Raw genomic sequence first — 22,032 nt, 5'->3', positions numbered from 1 at the left:
TGTGGGAGCGAGCTTGCTCGCGATAGCCATTGCTCCATCAACCTCAGTGGCCGTGGCTGAGCAGCACCTGCCGCAAATGCTGCATGAACTGACTCAACGAAGGTGATTGGGCCACCGGCTTGCGTTGCAACAGGCCGATCGAGCGCTTCGCCGGCTGGTCGATGGTGGTGACAGCACACTGCTCACCGATGTTGAACACCGCCGTGCAGCTGGCCGGCAACAGAGAAAATCCCAAGCCTTCGCGCACCAGGGCCGTGGCCGTGCTCATGTGCGCCACTTCCCAGGCCGGCACAGGGTCGATGTTCAAATAGCGCAACGCAGCGTCAGCCAGGGGCCGGATGCTGGTGTCAGGCGTGAGGGCAATATAGGGTTGCCGCTTCCAGTCGTCCTGGCCGTCACGCTGCGGGTCTTTGTGGCTCAGCAACACCAGATTGTCATCCAACAGGCGCACAAAGCTCAGTCCGGACAGATCGTCAGGCAACGAGCTGATGCCGGCGTCCACCTCTCCTCGCTGCACCCAGCCCATGATTTCCCCGGCGCGGCCGTCCAGCAAGCTCACCGTCACGCCAGGGTTTTCATGCTGGAAAGCAGCAATGGCGGTCGGCAGGAATGACGCCGCAGCGGTCGGCAAGGCTGCCAGTCGGAGCGTGCCACGGCTCAGGCTCAGGGTGTCGCGAGCATCGCGCACGGCGTCGTTCATGTCCCGGAGCATGCGCCGGGCCTGGGGCAAGAAGTGCTCACCGGCGGGCGTCAGCTCGACGCTGCGGGTGTTACGTGCGAGCAACTGCAACCCCATGCTCTCTTCCAGTTTGCGGACGCTATAGCTCAGCGCTGGCTGGGACAGGTGCAACTGTTCGGCCGTGCGGGTAAAGCTCGAAGTCTCGGCAATAAGGATGAAGGCACGAAGCTGACGAAAAGAAACGTTCATGACCCACTCATAAAATTAATGAATCAATTGATTCTATCTTTAAAATTCACAGAATAATCCAGCCTCTCCACTATGGGGCCACTCTTCAGTGCCACCCCTCAGTGGAAAGCGACATGACAAAAACAATTCTCGTCGGCTGCGGCGCCGGTTTCGCCAATGATCGACCCGACGCCGCCCTGCGCCTGGCCCAGGACCTGGCACAACGCGGCGGCCAGCGCTACATCATGCTGGAACTGCTGGCTGAACGGACCCTGGCCGAGGCGCAACTACGCAAGCGCCTGGATCCACAAGCGGGATACTCCGCGCGCCTGTTCGATTTTCTCGAGCCCATGCTGGACCTGTGCATCGAGGCTGGCATCCCGATTATCACCAACGGCGGCGCCGCCAATCCGAGGGCGGCCGCGCAACGGCTGCGCCAGACGCTGGCCGGCCGCTTCCCTGCACTGAAAATCGCCTGCGTGCTGGGTGATGATCTGTTGGAAGAATCACCGCCCCGTTACGAACAATGGCTGTCCTCGGAGCCCTTGGAGCACCCCGTGTCGGTGAACGTCTACACCGGGGCCGACGGAATCGCCCAGGCGTTGGCCGAGGGCGCTGGCATCGTGCTGTGTGGCCGGGTCGCGGATCCGTCGCTGGCCGTGGGGGCGATCCGCCATGGGTTGGGTTGGTCGGCCGACGATTGGCAGAAAATGGCCATCGCCACCACGGCCGGCCATCTGCTGGAGTGCTGCACCCAGGTCACGGGGGGCTATTTTGCCCATCCTGGAATGAAAGACATTCCGGACCCGGCCAATCTCGGCTGCCCCATTGCGCAAATCCATCAGGATGGCCGCCTGATCATCGGCAAGACCCGCCACTGCGGCGGACGGGTCAGCGAACAGACCGTCAAGGAGCAGCTCCTTTACGAAGTGCACGACCCTCGACGCTACCTGACGCCGGACGTGGTCCTGGACCTGGGCCAGGCCCGTGTACAGGACTTGGGCGATGACCGTGTTGAAATCAGCGGCCTGCTGGGTCATCCGCGTCCCGACACGCTCAAGGGCCTGGCGGGTGTGCGCGGCCTCTGGTTCGGCGAGGCGGAAATATCCTACGCAGGCCCCGGCGCCGTGGCGCGTGCCGCGCTGGCGCGGGAAATCCTGCTGCAGCGCTTCGACCTGTTGGCACCCGGGGTCCAGCCCTGGATCGACCTGTCCGGGGTCGCCAGCCTCTTCAACGACCAGGCCGGTCGATATCTGCAACAGCAACTGGCCCAGGCGCCCGCCCTGGAGGATGTGCGCGTGCGGATCGGCCTGACTCACACCGACCGACAGCTGGTGGAGGCCCTGCTGGCAGAGGTCGAGTCGCTCTACACCAACGGGCCGGCGGGCGGCGGTGGCGTCCGGCGACACCTCGCCGAGACCGTTACCACCCGCAGCTTCCTGCTGCCGCGAGATGAAATCCATACAACCCTGGAGTGGTACTGATGAACCTGGTCACCCTCGCCGACTATGCCCATGCCCGTGCTGGCGACAAGGGCAACATTCTCAGCATCGCCCTGTTCCCCCACGATCCGTCCCACTATCCATGGCTGCTACGGGAGTTGACCTGCGCCCGAGTGGCCGAGCAATTCGCGACGCGACAGCCTTCCAAGGTGCATCGCTATGAACTGCCGAACCTGAATGCGCTGAATTTCGTGCTCGAGGACGCCCTGGAGGGCGGTGTGAACCGCAGTTGCGGTCTTGATCGTCACGGCAAGAGCCTGAGTTACCTGCTTCTGGCCTTGCGCCTGCCCGGACCGCATGGCTGATCGACTCACCGCCCACGAACCTTCGACAACAATAAAAAGAGAGGCTGCAACATGATTACAACCCTGGGTTTCCTGATGATGCTCGCCATTATCGGATTGATATTGCTACGCAGGATCAGCCCGGTGGTGGCGTTCACCACCCTTCCCGTGATCGTTTGCCTGCTGGCCGGTTTCAATCTCGGGCAGATCGGCGAATTCATCAAGGCCGGCCTGATCACGGTGGCCCCGACCGCAGCACTGTTTCTGTTTGCCATCCTGTTCTTCGGCATCATGCGTGACCGGGGATTGTTCGATCCCTTGGTCAATCTGCTGATCCGCAGCACGGGCGGCAAGCCCCTGGCCGTGGCACTGGTGACGGTTTTGGTGACGTCAGTGGTCCATCTCGACGGCGTCGGCGCCGCCACGTTCTTGCTGACCATCCCGGCCCTGCTGCCCTTGTATAAACGCCTGAACATGAGCCCGGCGATGCTGTTGTGCCTGGTCGGCACCACGGCTGGCGTGATCAATATGGTCCCTTGGGGTGGCACGACTGCCCGCGCCGCCGCTGTGTCGGGGCTGGATGCCACCCAACTGTGGCTAGGCTTGCTGCCGGTGCAGATGGTGGGCCTGACGTGCATGCTCGTTATCGCGACCGTGTTGGGCTTGCGCGCCCAGCGTCGCCAACCGATGTCGCTGGGCGCGGCTGCAACCTGTGACATGGACAGCCTGCAACCCCAAGACCGTGAATTCGCCCTCTCCCCACGAGAACTGCGTTACTGGCTGAACGTGGCGCTGACCGGTGGGATCCTGGCGTGCCTGTTCACCGGCATTTTTCCCTTGTATGCCTGTTTCATGGTGGGACTGGGCATCGCCCTGCCCTTGAACTTCCCGTCCCTGGACGCCCAGGCCGAACGCCTCAAGGCCCATGCGGCCGATGCGCTGCAAATGGTCCTGGTGATGATGGCCGCCGCCGTTCTGCTGGGCGTCCTCTCTGGCGCAAAGATGTCCGACGGCATGGCATTGGCACTGATCGATATCATGCCAGCCGGTTCTGCCCAATATCTGCATGTGATCGTCGGTTTCTTCGGCGTTCCGCTGGGGATGATCTTCTCACCGGACGCCTACTATTTCGCCTTGCTACCGGTGATCAGGGACGTGGCCGCCGCCGCGGGTGTCCCCCTCGAGGCCGTGGCCCGGGCCATGCTGATCGGTGAGAACACCGGATTCTCCATCAGCCCGGTGGTGCCCAGCGTGTACCTGGCGCTGGCGTTGTCTGGTGTAGAGCTGCGCAAGCACATCGCCTATACGTTCTTCTGGGCCTGGGGCGTCAGCCTGGTGATGCTCGCCTTTGCCGTGGCGACTGGAGCGGTACAGGTGTGAATAAGCGGTGAATGCGGTGCTGATGGATGCGGTTGATGAGGTCCAGGCACTGGTGCGTCAAGCGTTTGGGGGCGGTGTGTATATCCGTTGTTGCGGTCATGGCGGCTTAGGGTTCCGCCCTGACGGCGGGTCACTTTTGAGAAGCCCGGAAGCCGGCCCAGTCAAAAGTAACCAAAACGCTTTTGCCCCACCACTTGGCACCTCGCCTAGGCTCGGTGTGCCCTCACTCCGGCATTGCTCCGTGGGCCCGCCGCGAAGGGCCATCCATGGCCCAGCGCGGCTATCCCGGCATCCATGCCGGGATGCCCACTGCGCAATGCCTGCGTTCGGCCATCGTGGTTAACGGGGCGCCCGAGATCAACCTCCACCGCGAGGCGGCCTAGTAGCCGACCTGGTTCTGGGTGATCGCGTTTCTCCTGTGGGAACTTCTCCTGTGGGAGCGAGCTTGCTCGCGATTGCAATTCATCATTCAATCCAAATATTGACTGACACACCGCTATCGCGAGCAAGCTCGCTCCCACAATAAGATCGGGTACGGCCGAAGAGATAGGCCGGCTGTCAGGCCGCCTCGCGAGCAAGCTTTGCTCCCACAGAGCTGACGGGTGTACGACCGGGAGAACCAGGCCGGCCGTTAGGCCGCCTCGCTTTTGATCTTGATTTTGATCTGGGGCGCCCCGTTAACCACGATGGCCGAACGCAGGCATTGCGCAGTGGGCACCTCGGCATGGATGCCGAGGTAGCCGCGCTGGGCCATGGATGGCCCTTCGCGGCGGCCCACGGAGCAATGCCGGAGTGAGGGCATGCCGAGCCTAAGCGAGGCACCGAGTGGTGGGGCAAAGCGCTTTTGGTTACTTTTGGCGCTCTTCCAAAAGTGACCCGCCGTCAGGGCGGAACCCTAAGCCGCCGTTACCGCAGCAACGGATATGTACCCAATCCAACCCAACCCACCCCACCCCAAACCAACACCAAACCAACACCAAAGAAAACGGCGCCTTCCCCTCCCTCGGAAAAAGCGCCGTATCCTTAAGTGAACAGCATTACGCTCAATGCGCAGCGTTCTTGTACCTCACCAGACAGCGTCCGGCTTACAGCGCCATGTCAGCCGCTGGATTCGCTTGCGGGGCAGCCGCCGGCTTGGCCGGTACCGCCGTGGTGCCTGGCTTGCCGATCACCGGTGGCGGGTCCAGTTGCAGGACATCGCTGGTGTAAGCCCATTCCTGGGCAACACGCTCAGGACTGTCGTTGAGCTTGGTGCCGTAGCTTGGCACGATCTGATGCAGTTTTTCCTGCCAGGCCGGGCTGGCGACCTTGTCCTTGAAGACTTTCTCAAGCACGGTCAGCATGATCGGTGCGGCAGTCGAGGCGCCTGGCGAGGCACCCAGCAGGCCGGCGATGCTGCCGTCCTGGGACGCGACCACTTCGGTGCCGAGTTTCAGCACGCCGCCCTTCTCTTCGTCACGCTTGATGATCTGTACGCGCTGGCCAGCCTGCCACAGGCGCCAGTCTTCCTGCTTGGCCTCCGGGAAGTACTCTTTCAGGGCGTTGAAGCGATCTTCATCCGACAGCATCAGCTGGCCGGCCAGGTACTCGACCAGTGGGTACTGTTCGATACCAACCTTGGTCATCGGCCACACGTTGTGGGTGGTGGTGCTGGTCAGCAGGTCGAAGTACGAACCGTTCTTCAGGAACTTGGTAGAGAAGGTTGCGAATGGGCCAAACAGGATCACGCGCTTGCCATCGAGCACGCGGGTGTCCAGGTGCGGAACCGACATCGGCGGTGCGCCCACCGAAGCCTTGCCGTAGGCCTTGGCCAGGTGCAGCTGGGCGACGGTCGGATTTTCGGTGACCAGGAACGAACCACCCACCGGGAAACCTGCGTATTCACGCGCTTCCGGGATGTCGGACTTCTGCAGCAGGTGCAAGGCACCACCGCCGGCGCCGATGAACACGAACTTGGCGTCGGTCTCGGTTTCGGTACCGTCTTTCAGGTTCTTGTACGAAACGCGCCAGGTGCCGTCTTCGTTGCGGGTGATCTCTTCCACTTCGCTGGACAGCTTGAGGGAGAAGTTCGGCTTGGTTTGCAGATAAGCCGCGAACTGGCGGGTGATTTCGCCGAAGTTCACGTCGGTGCCCAGTGGACTCCAAGTGGCCGCGACTTTCTGGCTCGGGTCACGCCCTTGCATCATCAGCGGCACCCACTTGCTGATCTGCTCGCGATCTTCGGAATACTGCATGCCGGCGAACAACGGGCTGGCCTGGAGGGCTTCGTAGCGCTTCTTCAGGAACACGATGTTCTCGTCGCCCCACAAAAAGCTCATGTGCGGCGTGGAGTTGATGAACGAACGCGGGTTCTTCAACACGCCGTTCTTGACCTGCCAGGACCAGAACTGACGGGAGATCTGGAAGGCTTCGTTGATTTCGATGGCCTTGGAGATATCGACCTTGCCGTTCTTGTCTTCCGGCGTGTAGTTCAGCTCGGCCAGCGCGGAGTGACCGGTACCGGCATTGTTCCAGCCGTTGGAGCTCTCTTCGGCAACACCGTCCAGGCGCTCGACCATTTCCATGGTCCAGCCCGGCTCCAGCTCATTGAGCCAGACGCCGAGTGTCGAGCTCATGATGCCCCCACCAATGAGCAAGACATCCACTTTTTTTGGCTCGGCGGCGTGCGTGGTCGCAAGACCCATCGCCATCGCCAGGCCCAGTAGCGCCGTGTGTGTTTTCTTCAACATGTGTGTATCCCTAGGATGAACGCCATTCCGTCCACCTGTCCTGATCAAGGATAGCCCACGTCCATGGCCGGCAACGCCAGCAGGGCGGCTATCGAGAAGGACCGGAGGATGGACCTACAGGGCCGAGCAATACGTCGGCCTCTCGTTTATGTCTCTCCGGCGCTGACTTCTTGTAGGTCTTGGCTTCAGCTGGGGTGAGGGACGCTGCAACGGTGTTCATCGGGCCTGACATGGCCGTGCCCGATTGTCGCAGCCAGGGGGAGTTTACATAAGGAAATAAACAGACCGAAGCGTCTTTTTACATTCCTGGCAAAAACGCCGACCAAATGACGGCATTTTAATGGCCCACGGGACCGATTCGCGTAGGAGCTGAGTGGGAGCTGTGTAGGAGCTGTCGAGTGCAGCGAGGCTGCGATCTTGCCCTGGCCGCTTGAGTCTTAAGCGAATGAATTAAAAGATCGCAGCCTCGTTTCACTCGACAGCTCCTACACAGCTCCTACAGAGTATCTACAGCACCAACCTACCCAAGCATCTGACTCAACACCGCCCGCAACTTGCCAGGCTTGACCGGTTTGTTGAGCAGCGGTGCATCCAGCTTGCGCAAGGCGCGGCGGCACTGGTCGCTGCGGTCGGCGGTGATGATCACCGCCGGGATCGCCTGGTGAAAATGCTCGCGCAGGTGCTTGACCACTTCGCAGCCCACGACCCCGTGATCCAGGTGGAAATCCGCCAGGATCAGCTCCGGCGCACGCCCTTGCAGCACATCAAGGGCGCCCGCTTCGTCGGTGGCGGTCAAGACTTCACAGCCCCACTGCCCCAACAGCGCCGCCATGCTTTGCAAAATGCTCAATTCATTGTCGATCACCAACAAACGGCGCCCCGGTAGCGGGTTGCCGGCGACCGCCTGTACCGGAACCAGGGACACGGGCAGGGGTTTTTCGCTGGACAACGGCACCTCGATACTGAACACCGAGCCCCGCCCCGGCCGAGAACGCACCTGGACCCGGTAACCGAGGATGTGGGCGATGCGTTCGACAATCGCCAACCCCAGGCCCACGCCTTTGCGATCCGCCGCCCGGCCAACGTCGAGTTGGTTGAATTCCAGGAAAATCGACTCCAGGCAATCGGCAGCGATGCCACGCCCTGTGTCCCAGACCTCGATGCTCAACTGCCCTCCCCGGCGCCGGGCCGCCAGGAGAATACCGCCCTGAGCGGTGTAGCGGCAGGCATTGCTCAGCAGGTTGCGCAGGATACGGCTGATCAATCGCAGGTCGGTCAGCACCGCTTCGTCGCCAAACCGTACCCGCAACTCCAACCCCGCGGCGCCGGCCACCGATTGAAACTCGGAAACCAGCGGCCCCAACAACTCATCCAGCCGATACGGCGCCAGGTCGGGCTTGACGGCGGCCTGGTCCAGCCGGGAAATGTCCAGCAGGTCGGTGAGCAGGTCTTCGGCCCCTTCGAGCGCCTGATGAGTGCGTTCCACCAGCACGTGCTCGGCGGCAGGTAGTTCGCGTTCACGCAACGTGGCGATCAGCAAGCGGGCCGCGTTGAGTGGCTGCAACAGGTCATGGCTGGCAGCGGCCAGGTATTTGTCCTTGCTGCGGTTGGCGGCCTGGGCGACGTCCCGGGCATCGCGCAATTGCTGTTCGACCAGCTCGCGCTGGGCAATCTGCTGCTGCAGGTTGTGGTTGGCCTCCAGCAACGCGTCGGTGCGCTCGGCCACCCGCTGTTCCAGTTGGTCATTGAGCTGTTGCAAGTGTTGCCGGGCCTGCTCCAGCTCATCGAGGCGTGCCGCCAGTTCCGGATAGTGACTCTTGCGCGTCGAGTGATTGCCCAGCCCCAGCAGCCCTTCCAGGGCTTTTTGCTGCTCGTCAGAGGGCTTCGCCATAGACGACCTCGACATCTCGCTGGCTCGACTCCCGAGGGTTGGTGAGGATGCACGGGTCGTGCATCGCATGCTGCGACAGGAACGGAATGTCCGAGGTGCTCACGCCATGCAGGCCCAGGGTCTCGTGGAAACCGATGGTGCGCTTGAGGGCAATCAGGTGTTCCACCAGCCGAGTGCGGATCTGCCGGTGGTTGAGCCCCCGGCAGTCGATGCCCAGCGTCTCGGCAATCACCTTGAAACGCTCCGGCGCCGAGTTGTAGTTGAACGCCACCACGTGCTCCACCAGTACCGCGTTGCACAAGCCATGGGGCAAATCGAGGAAACCACCCAGGCTATGGGACATCGCGTGCACCGCGCCGAGGATTGCGTTGGAGAACGCCAGCCCGGCCTGCATGCTGCCCAGCATGATTTTTTCCCGCAGGGCGATGTCCGCCGGGTTGGCGATCATCTGCACCAGGTTGCCGTTGATCAGGCGCATCGCTTCCAGCGCATGGGGGTCGGTCAACGGGCCATGACCGGTGGACACGAACGCCTCGATGGCATGCACCAGGGCGTCGATGCCGGTACAGGCGGACAGGAACGGGTCCATGCTCAGGGTGGTTTCCGGGTCGATCAACGATACATCCGGCACCGCCGCCTTGCTGACGATGGAAAACTTCATGCGTTCTTGCTGGTTGGAAATGATCACGAATTGCGACACGTCAGCCGACGTCCCCGCCGTGGTGGGAATCAGGATAAGCGGCGGGCTGGGTACGTGCAGGGTATCGACGCCTTCGAACTCGAGGATGTTGCGGCCGTGGGCAACGACAATGCCGATGCCTTTGCCGCAATCCATCGGGCTGCCACCGCCCACCGCGACGATGACATCGCAATGGTTTTCCCGGTAAAGGTCAGCGCCGAGCATCACTTCCTCGACCCGCGGATTGGGCGAGACCGCGCTGTAGACGCAATAGTCGATGCCTTGGGCCTGGAGACTGGCTTCGACGTCAGCCACCCAACCGGCGGCGATGACCCCGGGATCGGTGACGATCAGCACCTTGCGTGCACCGAAGGTCTTGGCGTAGTTGCCGACATTGTGCCGACAACCGGCACCGAACATGATTTCAGGGGAAACGAACTTGCGCAGCGGGCTGAGGCTCATCTTTTCAGGTACGTGGCTCATCGGTAAGCCTGTTGTTATTGTCTTGGGATACCTTGAGCCTAAAGCATCCCACCGTGATTGCAATCAGACCAATGTGTAGCCCGGCCTGAACGCGTCAGGCCGGGCCGGCACTCATCGGTTGGCGAAGTACATCGTCACTTCAAAGCCAATACGCAGGTCGGTGTACGCGGGTTTAGTCCACATGGGTCTTTCCTCTTCTTGTACCGGGCGATTCCGGCAAGGTCATTAATGCACGCCACGCCTGGGGCTCGAATGCTACTTTCGAAGCGGTGGGTGGGGTGCGTTGGTACTACTGGAGCAGCGAGCACTTGCTCCCCCTAAATTGCAGGAGCTGTGTAGGAGCTGTCGAGTGCAACGAGGCTGCGATCTTTCCCAATACACTTGAATCTCAAGCGAAAGACCAAAAGACCAAAAGATCAAAAGATCAAAAGATCAAAAGATCAAAAGATCAAAAGATCGCAGGCTTCGCCAGCTCCTACAGGGTCACAGCAACTGCCCTGCTTGCTATCTCCCAGGGTTAGAAGAACCCCAGTGGATTGATGTCGTAGCTCACCAGCAGGTTCTTGGTCTGCTGGTAGTGGTCGAGCATCATCTTGTGGGTTTCACGACCCACGCCAGACTTCTTGTAGCCACCGAACGCGGCGTGCGCCGGGTACAGGTGGTAGCAGTTGGTCCAGACGCGACCGGCCTTGATCGCCCTGCCCATGCGGTAGGCGCGGTTGATGTCGCGGGTCCACAGGCCAGCGCCAAGGCCGAACTCGGTGTCGTTGGCGATTGCCAGGGCTTCGGCTTCGTCCTTGAAGGTGGTCACGCCCACTACCGGGCCGAAGATCTCTTCCTGGAACACGCGCATTTTGTTGTGGCCCTTGAGCAGGGTCGGCTGGATGTAATAACCACTCGACAAATCCCCCTCGAGTCGCTCGGCAGCACCGCCAGTGAGCAGCTCGGCGCCCTCTTGCTGGGCAATTTCAAGGTACGAGAGGATCTTGTCGAATTGCTGCTCGGACGCCTGGGCGCCGACCATGGTTTCGGTGTCCAGCGGGTTGCCACGCTTGATCTTGGCGATTTTTTTCATCACCTCGGCCATGAACGGCACGTAGATCGACTCTTGCACCAGGGCGCGAGATGGGCAGGTGCAGACTTCGCCCTGGTTGAAGAACGCCAGCACCAGACCTTCGGCGGCTTTTTCGATGAAGGCCGGCTCGGCCTGCATGATGTCTTCGAAGAAGATGTTCGGCGACTTGCCGCCCAGTTCCACGGTGGACGGGATGATGTTCTCGGCGGCGCATTTCATGATGTGCGAGCCCACCGGAGTGGAACCGGTGAAGGCGATCTTGGCGATGCGCTTGCTGGTGGCCAGGGCTTCACCGGCTTCACGACCGTAACCATGGACGATGTTCAGCACGCCGGGCGGCAGCAGGTCGGCGACCAGCTCGATGAAGACCATGATCGACAACGGCGTCTGTTCAGCCGGCTTGAGCACGATGCAGTTACCGGCAGCCAGGGCCGGGGCGAGTTTCCAGGCGGCCATCAGCAGCGGGAAGTTCCACGGGATGATCTGCCCGACCACACCCAGCGGCTCGTGGAAATGATAGGCCGTGGTCAGTTCGTTGATCTCGGCCGCCCCACCCTCTTGGGCGCGGATACAGCCGGCGAAATAACGGAAATGGTCGGCCGCCAGCGGTACGTCGGCATTGAGGGTTTCGCGCACGGCCTTGCCGTTGTCCCAGGTCTCGCTGACAGCGAGGATTTCAAGGTTCTGCTCGATACGGTCGGCGATTTTCAACAGCACCAGGGAACGGTCCTGCACCGAAGTCTTTCCCCAGGCATCGGCTGCGGCATGGGCGGCATCCAGGGCCTTGTCGATGTCGGCGGCGCTGGAACGTGGGAATTCGGCAATGACTTCGCCATTGACCGGGGAGGTGTTGGTGAAGTATTCGCCGTTGACCGGCGCGACGAATTCGCCGCCGATGAAATTGCCATAGCGCGGCTTGAAGGAAACGACGGCGCCTGGGGTTCCGGGTTGTGCGTAGATCATGATGGGGCCTCTGCCTGGTCGATGCCTGTCACGGGACAGGCGATAGGCCGATGGTAGAGAGCCCCGGCTGCCGGACGAATGCGTCGTTGGCAGGGGGGACTCTCGTTATTTGGTCGTAGGTTTTGCCGCGATCCGAGGATGACCCGGGCTTTTTTGTGGGAGCGAGCTTGCTCGCGATGAGGTCGGCACATCCAGCATGGAGGGTGACTGATCGACCGCTATCGCGAGCAAGCTCGCTCCCACAGGTGCTACATTTTCCACAGGTTCTGCATTTGCCAGAGTTGGCTCAGCGCTTGACCACCAAATCCTTTGGCAACTTGAAGGTCCAGAGCATGCCGCCCTGGTTGAAGTCCTTCACGCGCTTGGCCACCTCGCCCCCCCACAGCGGCACCGCGCCGCCCCAGCCGGAGACCACGGAGACGTATTGCTCGCCGTCCATTTCCCAGGTGATGGGCGAACCGAGCACGCCGGAGCCGGTCTGGAATTCCCAGACCTTTTCCCCGGTCTTGGCGTTGAAGGCCTGCAGGAACCCTTCAGGCGTGCCGGTGAACACCAGGTTGCCCTTGGTGGTCAGGACCCCACCCCACAGCGGCGCGTAGTTCTTGTGGCGCCAGACTTCCTTGCCGGTCTTGGGGTCGATGGCCCGCAGCACGCCGATGTAATCCTCGTTCAGCGGCTTGATGGTGAAGCCGGCCCCGAGGAACGCCGCGCCTTTCTTGTAGGCGATGCCTTCGTTCCAGATGTCCATGCCCCATTCGTTGGACGGCACGTAGAACAGGCCTGTGTCCTGGTTGTAGGCCATCGGCATCCAGTTTTTCGCGCCGAGGAACGCCGGTGCGACGAACACCGAACTGCCCTTGGCTTCGCTGCCCGGCGCACCCGGACGGCTGGCCTCGTTGTAGATCGGCCGCCCATCCTTGTCCAGGCCAGTGGCCCAGGTGATCTTGTCGACAAACGGGAAGCCGCGGATGAACTTGCCGTTGGTGCGGTCGAGCACGTAGAAGAAGCCGTTACGGTCAGCAGTCGCTGCCGCCTTGATGTCCTTGCCGCCTTCCTTGTAGTTGAACGAGATCAGTTCATTGACGCCGTCATAGTCCCAGCCGTCGTGAGGCGTGCTCTGGAAGTGCCACTTGATAGTCCCGTCGTCCGGGTTCAGGGCCAGGCGCGACGACGAATAGAGGTTGTCGCCAGGACGCAGGTGGGAGTTCCAGGGGGCCGGGTTGCCGGTGCCGAACAGCAGCAGGTTGGTTTCCGGGTCGTAGTAGCCGCCCAGCCAAGGCGCGGCACCGCCGGTTTTCCAGAGATCCCCCGGCCAGGTCTTGCCCGCCTCGCCGCCGGAAATACCATTCTCGATGGCTTTGCCATCTTTGTAGACGTAGCCCATGTGGCCTTCCACCGTTGGGCGGGTCCACAGCAGTTCGCCATTTTTCGGGTCGTAGGCACTGATCTGGCCCACCACACCGAACTCGCCCCCGGCCACGCCGGTGATCAGCTTGCCGTTGATGACCAGTGGCGCGGCGCTGATGGAATAGCCTTCCTTGTGGTCGGCCACTTTCTTGCTCCACACCACCTTGCCGGTGTCCTTGTTCAAGGCCACCAGCTTGGCGTCGAGAGTGCCGAAGAACACCAGGTCGCCGTACAACGCCACGCCACGGTTGATCACGTCGCAGCAAGGACGGATGTCATCGGGCAGGCGCGCATCGTATTGCCACAGCTTCTTGCCGGTGCGCGCATCCACTGCGAATACCCGCGAGTAGGAACCGGTGAGGTACATCACCCCGTCCTTGATCATCGGCTGGGCTTGCTGGCCGCGCTGTTTTTCACCGCCGAAGGAGAACGCCCAGACCGGTCGCAGGTCCTTCACGTTATCGACATTGAGGGTATCGAGCGGGCTGTAGCGCTGGCCCTGGACACCCAGGCCGTTGGTCACGATCTGCTGCGGGTTTTTCGGGTCCTGGAGAATTTCCTGATCGGTCACGGCTGCAAGGGCCGAACCGGACAGCAGCATGGCACTGAGCAGCAGGCTCACGGCGAAGGGTTGGCGACGTGCGGGATGACTCATGACGGCTACCTCTGCGGTTATTGTTATACCCGGGAATTTTTCCCGGTCTGCCACAGATTCTTGGGCTCGGAGCCGTTGCCAACAATTGCCCGCTGTGTTGAGTTTTCTAGTTCCTTGGTACACATGTGGAGTCGTCGCATCCAGCTTCTTTGCTGGTGACACCAACCCCCGTCGCGAGGGAGCTTGCTCCCGCTGGGGCGCGCAGCGGCCCTAAAAATAGCCCAGCCAACATTGATAGCCAGGTTGACTGACATAGGGGCTGCTGCGCAGCCCAGCGGGAGCAAGCTCCCTCGCCACGGGGTATGTGTTCAGTCAGGGTCGTGGGTATCCACCCGTTTCATCCCCGCCCGCTCATAACGTGGATAGAGATGACTGACACTGCGAATCAACTCATAGCGACTCAGGCTGATCCCGGCAAAGCGCTCGGGAATGGGGCTGCGGATCATCTCGGCCATGTCGTCGCCCCGGGCCGCGCCGTTGCGCAGCAGTTGGTCGAGCCAGCCCAGGTAGTCGCGCATCTGGGTAAAAGGCCGGGCGTCGTTCGCGACCGGGCCGTGGCCGGGCACGATCTGCTTCCAGGGCAAGGCCTGCAAGGTGTCCAGGTCCTGGAGCCAGACCTCCAGGCCCGGGCTGTTGGGGGTGGTCAGGGCGCGTTCGTAAAACACCAGGTCGCCGGCAAACAGCACACCGGTGGTTTCGTCGAAAATCGCCAGGTCGGCCCCGGTGTGCCCGGCCAGTTGCAGCAGATGCAACGAATGATTGCCCACCTTCAACGTCCCGGCCGCCAGCTCCCGGGTCGGCAACACCACCTCGGTGCCGCGCATCCAGTCGCCCACCAGCCGGTACATGTTTTCCGCCAGCGCATCACCCTGCTGTCGCAGCAGATCGGTGGTGCCCGCCAAGGCACCGATGGGCACGTCGCTGAAGGCCTGGTTGCCCAATACGTGGTCGGGGTGATGATGGGTCAGCAGGACCTGGGTCACCGGTTTATCGGTGGTCGCGGCAATGGCCTGGCGCAGCGCCTCGCCGTAGCGCTTCGACGGCCCGGTGTCGATCACCACCACGCCGGCATCGGTGACGATGAACGCGGTATTGACGATGTTGCCGCCGTTGGCCTTGGCAAAATTCTCGGTGCTGCCTTCCAGCAGCCAGGTGCCTTCGGCGATCTGCCGGGGCTTGAGTGCGTAGTCCGTACCGGCCCACGTCGGCCAGCACAGGCTCAGGAACATCAGCAACAACCAGCGCATGGCGCGCTCCTTGTGGTCAGGGGATCGCCGCCTCGAACGTATTGCCGCTGTTGTCGCGCAGCAGCAGGCGGGTCTGGCCCGGGCCTCGGATGTCGAAGCCCAGGTTGGGGTTTTCGCTGACCGCCGGGAACAGCTCCAGTCGCGCCAGCACCTGACCGTCGGCGTCCAGCAGTTGCGCCTGGTTGAGGAAAAACTCCGGGATGCCGCTCACCAGGCCGTTATCCATCGGATGCGCCACCTGCAGGCGCAGGCGGCTCGAATCGCCCCGGGGATAGCGGGCGCCCAGCACCTCGCCCAAGTGTTCTTCCCAACCCGGCTGGGTACGCACCACGCTGGGCGCGGTGCAGCCACCACCGGCCGCGTCGATCAGGGTCGAGCCGACGTGCCACAGGCCATCGCGGGTCTGCACGGCGGCGCGCAACGGCGTGGCTTGCTCGATGCGAATGCGGATCGACAGCCAGGGCAGCACCCGCTCCCCTGGTTGGAAGTCGACGATTTTCGGCAACGGGTTCAGTTCGGCCCAGGCCAGCACCCGCACGACGTCGCCGGTGAAGGCCCGGGCATCGATCTCCAGTGGCACCTGGCGTGCGTCTTCGGCAAACGGTGGCGCCAGCAGGCGCACCCGTTCGTCGAACACGAACGACGCGTCCCCCAGCAATTGCTTGTGATAGAAGGCCCACATCACCGACGGCACCGGGTCCTTCCCCGGTTCGACCGCCGCCAGCGCAATCGTCGGCAGGCCGCACCACAGCAGGCACCACATGGCCCATTTCATCCCTGCGCTCCTATTGATACATCTCCGGCACTTCGTAACGCAGGCCGTAATGGGCATAGACCGTCTTGACGCTGCCGTCGCGGATCAAGCCTTCCAGCGCCTCTTCCACCGCATAGGCCAGTTGACGGTTGCTTTCATGCACCGCCATGCCGATTTCCCAACGTTGCTTGCCCATGTTCGGGTAGGCGTTTTCCGCCAGCGCCAGTTGCGGATCAGCCGCCTCGTGCACTTGCCAATCGACCTCACCGCGCATGGCCATGACGGCGTCCACCTCCCCGGCCTGCATGGCCTTGAAGGCCTGGCTGACAGCGGGGTAATGGTGGGTCCTGGCGCTGAGCATGCCGTTGAACACCGATGTCAGGTAGAACGACGGCACGCTGTCGACTTCAACGCCAATGGGATGCTCCTGGAACACCGCGACACTGCCCACCGAATCCAATCGGCGGCGGTCAAATGCCACTTGCCAGCATTCCTGCTGGTAAGGGCCGAACATCACCACCTGGGCGTTTGCCAGTTCGCCAACGTCGTTGCGCCTTTGCACGTAGTCGTGATCGTACGGGACACGCATCATCAAGTCGGCCAATTGCCGCTCGTGCAACGGACTGCTGCGCCAGATGTAATCGCGCAGGTCGTCATCGAGTTTTTCGCCCGGCGGAGCCCACATCAATTGCAGGCGCACGCCAAGCGCTTTGGCCAGGGCCTGGGCCAGTTCCACGTCCACGCCCCTGGGTTGGCCGTGGTCCTCGAAACTGTAGGGCGCGAAGTCCTTGTAGACCGCGACCTTCAACTCACCGGCGGCGATCATCTGGTCGTAGCTGCGCACCTGCGCCTGTACCGTCTGGCCCCACAGGAGCAGGCTGCACATTACCCACGCGAACAGGCGCATGGCGATCACTCCTCGACGTGCACGCTGTCGAGATAGGTGCGCACCGCCCACAAGGCTTCCTGGCTCAGGTAGTCGGCCATTTTCGGCATGTAGACCCGGCCGTCGCGCACCGCACCGTGACGTACGCGCTCGACAAACCACTCATCACCGGCGTCGGCGGCGTCGAGCATGCGCAAGTCCGGAGCGATGCCGCCCGACTTGGCTTCCAGGCCATGGCAGGCCGCGCAGTTCTGGTTGTAGGCCGATGAGCCGATCTCCAGCGCCCGGTCGTGTTCGGGGGAGGTGCGGTAAGGGTTCACCGTGGCCCAGCCGTCACCGTCCAGTGCGACACCGGTGTCCTTGATCGGGGTCAGTCCCTTGGTTTCCACTGCCTGGGGCACTACGTTGCCATGGGCCCATGCGGAGCCTGCGCCGGTCAGCCCCATCAGTAATGCGGTAGCGATGATGGCGTTGCGTTTTGTTGTCATTGTTATGCCCTCTCAGATTGCACGCAGACCTCTGTGAAGAAGCCGTGCCGTCATCTTAGGAACCCCCTTGCCCCAGCCGAATGCTGCTTTGGTGGTCGGGGTCTAGTTCCTTGGTAGCAAGCCATCCGATGCAGGTCGTAAAGACAGGCGGCTCGGGAAGTCTTCCCGGCAGTAGGCTACGGCGCCGCCGTGTCGTTGTAGGCGGCCCGCCAATAAATCTTGTGGGAGCGAGCCTGCTCGCGATGGCGGTGGCTCAGCTGGCAGTGATGTTGAATGTGCCGACGACTTCGCGAGCAAGCTCGCTCCCACATGGGATCTGTGCCGTACACAACATCTGTGTTCAATGAAATCAAATGTGGGAGCGAGCTTGCTCGCGATGGCGGTGGCTCAGCTGGCAGTGATGTTGAATGTGCCGACGGCTTCGCGAGCAAGCTCGCTCCCACAGGGGATCTGTGCCGTACACAACATCGGTGTTCAATGAAATCAAATGTGGGAGCGAGCTTGCTCGCGATGGCGGAGCACCTGTCACTGAGATGCTGAATGTAACGCCGCCTTCGCGAGCAGGCTCGCTCCCACCTGGGGTTGCGGCGGTTTGCAGGTTTTGTCCACTCCTGATGAATGACCATTTCCCGTACCGTAAAACCCCAACACCGGCGGTGGGTTACTACCTTGGTACTGCACCGGCGGTACTTTCTGCATATTTCCCCATGCCCCTGGGCTTCCTATGCTGGCGCTACCTGCAATGGAGGATGTCATGCGCTGGCTCGTCAGTTACGCCCTGGTTTCTCTGCTGGCAGCGGCAACCGCTCACGCGGGCGATATCACGCCGCTGCAAGTGCGCATCGGCTACCTGGGTTATCGTCCCGATCCGGGCCCGTTGCTGTCCAACGTCATTGCCGAACCGGCCGATGCCGGGTTGCGCGGCGCTGAACTGGCGATCGTCGACAGCAACAGCACCGGGCGTTTCCTCAAGCACGACTACCGCCTGGAAAGCGCCAGCGTCGACACGCCCGAGGCGCTGCTCCAGGCCGCCCGGGCCCAACACGACCAGGGCCTGCGGCTGTTCGTGGTCAACGCACCGGCCGCCAGCCTGCGCCAACTCAGCGCCGCCCTGCCCGACAGCCTGCTGTTCAACGCCGGTAGCCCCGACGACAGCCTGCGCACCACCGACTGCCTGGGCAACGTGCTGCACAGCCTGCCCGACCGCGCCATGCTCGCCGATGCCCTGGTGCAGTTCAGCGTCGTGCGCAAATGGCAGCGGGCCTTGCTGATCGTCGGCCAGACGCCCGAGGACCAGGCCTACGCCGCCGCATTGCGCCGGGCCATGAAACGCTTCGGCATGAAGATCGTCGCCGAAAAGGCCTGGCAGTTCGACAACGACCAGCGCCGCAGCGCCCAAGCCGACATGCCGCTGTTCACCCAGACCGCCGAGTACGACGTGGTGCTGGTGGCCGACGAGCGCGGCGACTTCGGTGAATACCTGCCCTACCAGACCTGGTACCCACGCCCGGTGGCCGGCACCCAAGGGCTGACGCCCACCGGCTGGCACAAGACCGTGGAAACCTACGGCGCGGCGCAACTGCAAAAACGCTTCGAAGCCCTGGCCGGACGCTGGATGAACGACCGCGACTTTGCTGCCTGGATCGCCGTGCGCAGCATCGCCAGCGCCGTGGGCAAATTGCGTCAGGACGACCCGCTCGCCATCCGCCAACTGGCCCTCAGCGACCAGTTACCCCTGGACGGTTTCAAGGGTCGCAAGCTCAGCTACCGGCCCTGGAACGGCCAGTTGCGCCAACCCATTGCGCTGGTCCAGCCACGGGCACTGGTCAGCACCTCGCCCCAGGACGGCTTTCTGCACCCTTCCAATGAAATGGACAGCCTGGGTTACGACCAGCCCGAAGTGAGCTGCCGTTACCCCTGATCGATAACAACAATAAGGAAACCGCCATGCGCCGCTCCCTGATTCACCCGGCCCGGCTCTGCCCGACCCGGTTATGCAAAGCCCTCGCCCTGGGCGCCGCGTTGCTTGCCGCCGGTCCCTGCGCCGCCGCCAGCATCGCCTGGGTCTCCAACGAGAAAGACAATAGCCTGAGCCTGATCGACATGCAGAGCCTGGAAGTCATCGAGACCCTGCCGGTGGGCCAGCGCCCCCGGGGCCTGCTGCTGTCCCACGACAATCGCCTGCTGTACATCTGCGCCAGCGACTCGGACCGGGTCCAGGTGATGGACGTCGCCACCCGCAAGATCATCAAGGAACTGCCCTCCGGCAAGGACCCCGAGCAATTCGCCCTGCACCCCAACGACCGCTGGCTGTATGTCTCCAACGAAGACGATGCCCTGGTCACGGTGATCGACACCCAGACCTCCGAAGTGCTCGGCCAGATCGGCGTGGGTGTCGAACCCGAGGGCATGGCCGTCAGCCCTGACGGCAAATGGGCGGTCAACACCAGTGAAACCACGAACATGCTGCACTGGATCGACACCAGTACCCAGACCCTGGCCGACAACACCCTGGTGGACCAGCGGCCACGTTTCGTCGAGTTCAATCGCGACGGTACGCAGCTCTGGGCCTCGGCGGAGATCGGCGGCACGTTGACCGTGCTCGACGTGGCGACGCGCAAGATCCTCAAGACCCTGACGTTCCAGATCAAGGGCGTGCACCCGGACAAGGTCCAACCGGTGGGCATCAAGCTCAGCGCCGACGGCAAGCTGGCGTTCGTCGCCCTGGGCCCGGCCAACCATGTGGCGGTGATCGACGCCAAGACCTTCGAAGTGCTGGATTACCTGCTGGTGGGCCGGCGGGTCTGGCAACTGGCGTTCACCCCGGACCAGAAGCAGCTGCTGGCGACCAACGGCGTCAGCGGCGATGTCTCGGTGATCGATGTAGAGAGCCGCAAGGTCCTGAAGTCGGTGAAAGTCGGGCGCTACCCTTGGGGCGTGGTGGTCACGCCATGAACGCCCTGGAGGTCAGCGACTTGAGCTTTGCCTATGGCGCGCGCGAAGCCCTCAAGCAGATGAGTTTCAGCTTGCCGGCCGGACGTTTCGCCGCGCTGCTGGGACCCAACGGTGCTGGTAAGTCGACGCTGATCGCCCTGCTCACACGCCTGTACGACCTGCAACGCGGCGAGATCCGCATCGGTGGTCATTCCCTGCAGAAATCACCAAGACCGGCCCTGCGCCAGTTGGGCGTGGTGTTCCAACAGAGCACCCTGGACCTGGACCTGAGCATTGAACAGAACCTGCGCTATCACCTGGCGCTGCACGGGTTTTCGCGGCGCCAGGGCAGCGCCCGCATCGACGCCGAACTGACCCGCCAGCACCTGACCGAGCGGCGCCATGAACGGGTGCGCGACCTCAACGGTGGCCATCGCCGCCGGGTCGAGATCGCCCGCGCCCTGCTCCACGAACCGCGCCTGTTGCTGCTCGACGAACCCAGCGTCGGCCTCGATCCGGCCAGCCGCCTCGCCCTGGGTCTGCACATCCGGCAACTGTGCAGCGAGCAAGGCATCAGCGTGCTCTGGACCACTCACCTGCTGGACGAAGTACAGCCCAGCGACGACCTGTTGATCGTGCACCAGGGCCGTCTGGTCGCCAGCGGCCAGGCCGACGCGGTGAGCCTGGAACACGGGGGCAGCCTCGGCTCGGCTTTCACCCGCTTGACCACCTCGGGAGTCCGGCCATGAATGCGTACTGGCAATGTTTCAGCGGCATCGTGACGCGCGAATGGCTGCGCTTCGTGCTGCAACGCACCCGGCTGCTCAGTGCCCTGGTGCGGCCCCTGCTGTGGCTGCTGGTGTTCGCCGCCGGTTTTCGCGCGGCGCTGGGCATCGCCATCATCGCGCCCTACGACACCTACATCCCCTACGAGGTGTACATCGTGCCCGGGCTGGCCTGCATGATCCTGTTGTTCAACGGCATGCAGGGCTCGCTGTCGATGGTCTACGACCGGGAGATGGGCAGCATGCGCGTGTTGCTCACCAGTCCCCTGCCCCGGGCGTTCCTGCTGGCGAGCAAGTTGTTGGCGACGTCGTTGATCTCGCTGTTGCAGGTCTATGCCTTTCTCGCCATCGCCTGGCTGTACGGCATCCAGCCACCGACCATGGGCCTGCTGCTGGCCCTGCCGGCCCTGTTACTGGTGGCCCTGATGCTCAGCGCCCTGGGCTTGCTGCTGTCCAATGCCATCCGGCAACTGGAAAACTTCGCCGGGGTAATGAATTTCGTGATCTTCCCGATGTTCTTCCTGTCTTCGGCGCTGTACCCGCTGTGGAAAATGCAGGAAGCCAGCCCTTGGCTGTACTGGCTTTGCGCGGTCAGCCCGTTCACCCACGGCGTGGAGTTGGTGCGTTTTGCGCTGTACGAGCAGTTCAACCTGCTGGCGATGGCGGTGTGCGTGGGGTTGACCCTGGTGTTCGCGCTGTTGGCGGTGTGGACGTTCAATCCGCAGCATGCGGCGTTGCGCAAGGCCAGTTGAACTGTCTGACACAATTCCCTTGTGGGTGGACTCCCCTGTGGGAGCGAGCTTGCTCGCGATAGCGGTGTATCAGTCAACATCATTGCCGAATGATCCGTCGCTATCGCGAGCAAGCTCGCTCCCACAAGGTTCTCCACAAGGCTTCTGTACAGGGCCCATGGCCGAAATTACTACTTTAGTACTGGTTTTCCTGTCTATGGTCGCATTCACAAGACCTCGACCCTGGCATGT

General features: G+C 62.5%; 20 protein-coding genes. 8 read left to right on the top strand and 12 right to left on the bottom strand.

Annotated features, from left to right (window positions below; translation table 11 throughout):
• Window positions 1–43: 43 nt before the first annotated feature.
• The gene (locus LOY50_RS13435; protein ID WP_253474455.1) at window positions 44–928 is read right to left on the bottom strand and encodes a LysR family transcriptional regulator; all 885 of its coding nucleotides are present in this window, start codon (window positions 926–928) and stop codon (window positions 44–46) included.
• Between the two features lie 113 nt (window positions 929–1,041).
• Here LOY50_RS13435 and LOY50_RS13430 point away from each other — a divergent pair, with 113 nt between their 5' ends.
• From LOY50_RS13430 to LOY50_RS13415, 4 genes are all read left to right on the top strand, one after another.
• Window positions 1,042–2,391, top strand: coding sequence for an acyclic terpene utilization AtuA family protein (locus tag LOY50_RS13430; RefSeq protein WP_253474452.1), 1,350 nt, complete (start codon window positions 1,042–1,044; stop codon window positions 2,389–2,391).
• On the top strand, window positions 2,391–2,714 hold the full coding sequence (locus LOY50_RS13425; RefSeq protein ID WP_253474449.1) for a hypothetical protein: 324 nt from the start codon (window positions 2,391–2,393) through the stop codon (window positions 2,712–2,714). The genes LOY50_RS13430 and LOY50_RS13425 overlap by 1 nt, the downstream gene beginning before the upstream one ends.
• A 51-nt stretch (window positions 2,715–2,765) precedes the next feature.
• Window positions 2,766–4,073 carry a CitMHS family transporter gene (locus LOY50_RS13420; protein WP_258691111.1) on the top strand — a complete coding sequence of 436 codons (1,308 nt, stop codon included), beginning with the start codon at window positions 2,766–2,768 and terminating at the stop codon, window positions 4,071–4,073.
• Between the two features lie 194 nt (window positions 4,074–4,267).
• The gene (locus tag LOY50_RS13415) at window positions 4,268–4,456 is read left to right on the top strand and encodes a nucleoid-structuring protein H-NS (protein WP_258691306.1); all 189 of its coding nucleotides are present in this window, start codon (window positions 4,268–4,270) and stop codon (window positions 4,454–4,456) included.
• 248 nt (window positions 4,457–4,704) lie between these two features.
• Here the strand turns inward: LOY50_RS13415 and LOY50_RS13410 are convergent, their stop codons facing one another.
• The 11 genes from LOY50_RS13410 to pedF all read right to left on the bottom strand — a co-directional run bounded on the left by LOY50_RS13410 (window position 4,705) and on the right by pedF (window position 17,330).
• The gene (locus LOY50_RS13410) at window positions 4,705–4,851 is read right to left on the bottom strand and encodes a hypothetical protein (protein WP_258691305.1); all 147 of its coding nucleotides are present in this window, start codon (window positions 4,849–4,851) and stop codon (window positions 4,705–4,707) included.
• A gap of 307 nt (window positions 4,852–5,158) precedes the next feature.
• The gene (mqo, locus tag LOY50_RS13405; RefSeq protein WP_258691110.1) at window positions 5,159–6,802 is read right to left on the bottom strand and encodes a malate dehydrogenase (quinone); all 1,644 of its coding nucleotides are present in this window, start codon (window positions 6,800–6,802) and stop codon (window positions 5,159–5,161) included.
• A gap of 520 nt (window positions 6,803–7,322) precedes the next feature.
• A complete protein-coding gene (locus LOY50_RS13400) occupies window positions 7,323–8,693 on the bottom strand; it encodes a hybrid sensor histidine kinase/response regulator (RefSeq protein ID WP_253474439.1) in 1,371 nt (456 codons plus the stop codon).
• Entirely contained in the window at window positions 8,677–9,834 is a 1,158-nt protein-coding gene (ercA, locus tag LOY50_RS13395) for an alcohol dehydrogenase-like regulatory protein ErcA (RefSeq protein WP_095963606.1), read from the bottom strand. Before ercA ends, LOY50_RS13400 begins: the two co-directional genes overlap by 17 nt.
• 132 nt (window positions 9,835–9,966) lie before the next feature.
• Complete coding sequence (pqqA, locus tag LOY50_RS13390; RefSeq protein WP_003243383.1) at window positions 9,967–10,038, bottom strand: pyrroloquinoline quinone precursor peptide PqqA; 72 nt, start codon at window positions 10,036–10,038, stop codon at window positions 9,967–9,969.
• Window positions 10,039–10,372: 334 nt separating this feature from the next.
• A complete protein-coding gene (locus LOY50_RS13385) occupies window positions 10,373–11,893 on the bottom strand; it encodes an aldehyde dehydrogenase family protein (RefSeq protein ID WP_253474436.1) in 1,521 nt (506 codons plus the stop codon).
• Between the two features lie 286 nt (window positions 11,894–12,179).
• Complete coding sequence (locus LOY50_RS13380) at window positions 12,180–13,955, bottom strand: PQQ-dependent methanol/ethanol family dehydrogenase (RefSeq protein WP_258691109.1); 1,776 nt, start codon at window positions 13,953–13,955, stop codon at window positions 12,180–12,182.
• Between the two features lie 308 nt (window positions 13,956–14,263).
• Window positions 14,264–15,202, bottom strand: a complete 939-nt coding sequence (locus LOY50_RS13375; protein WP_258691108.1) for a quinoprotein relay system zinc metallohydrolase 1 — start codon at window positions 15,200–15,202, stop codon at window positions 14,264–14,266.
• Between the two features lie 16 nt (window positions 15,203–15,218).
• The gene (locus tag LOY50_RS13370) at window positions 15,219–15,977 is read right to left on the bottom strand and encodes a quinoprotein dehydrogenase-associated SoxYZ-like carrier (RefSeq protein WP_253474411.1); all 759 of its coding nucleotides are present in this window, start codon (window positions 15,975–15,977) and stop codon (window positions 15,219–15,221) included.
• A 10-nt stretch (window positions 15,978–15,987) separates the two neighbouring features.
• Window positions 15,988–16,863 carry an ABC transporter substrate-binding protein gene (locus tag LOY50_RS13365; protein WP_258691107.1) on the bottom strand — a complete coding sequence of 292 codons (876 nt, stop codon included), beginning with the start codon at window positions 16,861–16,863 and terminating at the stop codon, window positions 15,988–15,990.
• 5 nt (window positions 16,864–16,868) lie between these two features.
• Window positions 16,869–17,330, bottom strand: a complete 462-nt coding sequence (pedF, locus tag LOY50_RS13360) for a cytochrome c-550 PedF (protein WP_212796077.1) — start codon at window positions 17,328–17,330, stop codon at window positions 16,869–16,871.
• Window positions 17,331–18,084: 754 nt separating this feature from the next.
• Between pedF and LOY50_RS13355 the strand changes: the two genes are divergently transcribed.
• The 4 genes from LOY50_RS13355 to LOY50_RS13340 are packed head-to-tail and all read left to right on the top strand — an operon-like array spanning window position 18,085 to window position 21,801.
• The gene (locus tag LOY50_RS13355; RefSeq protein ID WP_258691106.1) at window positions 18,085–19,251 is read left to right on the top strand and encodes an ABC transporter substrate-binding protein; all 1,167 of its coding nucleotides are present in this window, start codon (window positions 18,085–18,087) and stop codon (window positions 19,249–19,251) included.
• Window positions 19,252–19,277: 26 nt separating this feature from the next.
• Window positions 19,278–20,285, top strand: a complete 1,008-nt coding sequence (locus tag LOY50_RS13350; RefSeq protein WP_253474405.1) for a YVTN family beta-propeller repeat protein — start codon at window positions 19,278–19,280, stop codon at window positions 20,283–20,285.
• Window positions 20,282–21,013: an ABC transporter ATP-binding protein gene (locus tag LOY50_RS13345; protein WP_253474402.1), complete on the top strand. Its 732-nt coding sequence runs from the start codon at window positions 20,282–20,284 to the stop codon at window positions 21,011–21,013. Before LOY50_RS13350 ends, LOY50_RS13345 begins: the two co-directional genes overlap by 4 nt.
• The gene (locus LOY50_RS13340; protein WP_253474399.1) at window positions 21,010–21,801 is read left to right on the top strand and encodes an ABC transporter permease; all 792 of its coding nucleotides are present in this window, start codon (window positions 21,010–21,012) and stop codon (window positions 21,799–21,801) included. Before LOY50_RS13345 ends, LOY50_RS13340 begins: the two co-directional genes overlap by 4 nt.
• Window positions 21,802–22,032: the final 231 nt, after the last annotated feature.

The organism is Pseudomonas sp. B21-010 (assembly GCF_024749325.1).
GTDB classification, from domain to species: Bacteria; Pseudomonadota; Gammaproteobacteria; order Pseudomonadales; family Pseudomonadaceae; genus Aquipseudomonas; species Aquipseudomonas kilonensis.
Note: the sequence above shows the minus strand (reverse complement) of the source record. Positions and strands in the feature narration are given on the sequence as shown.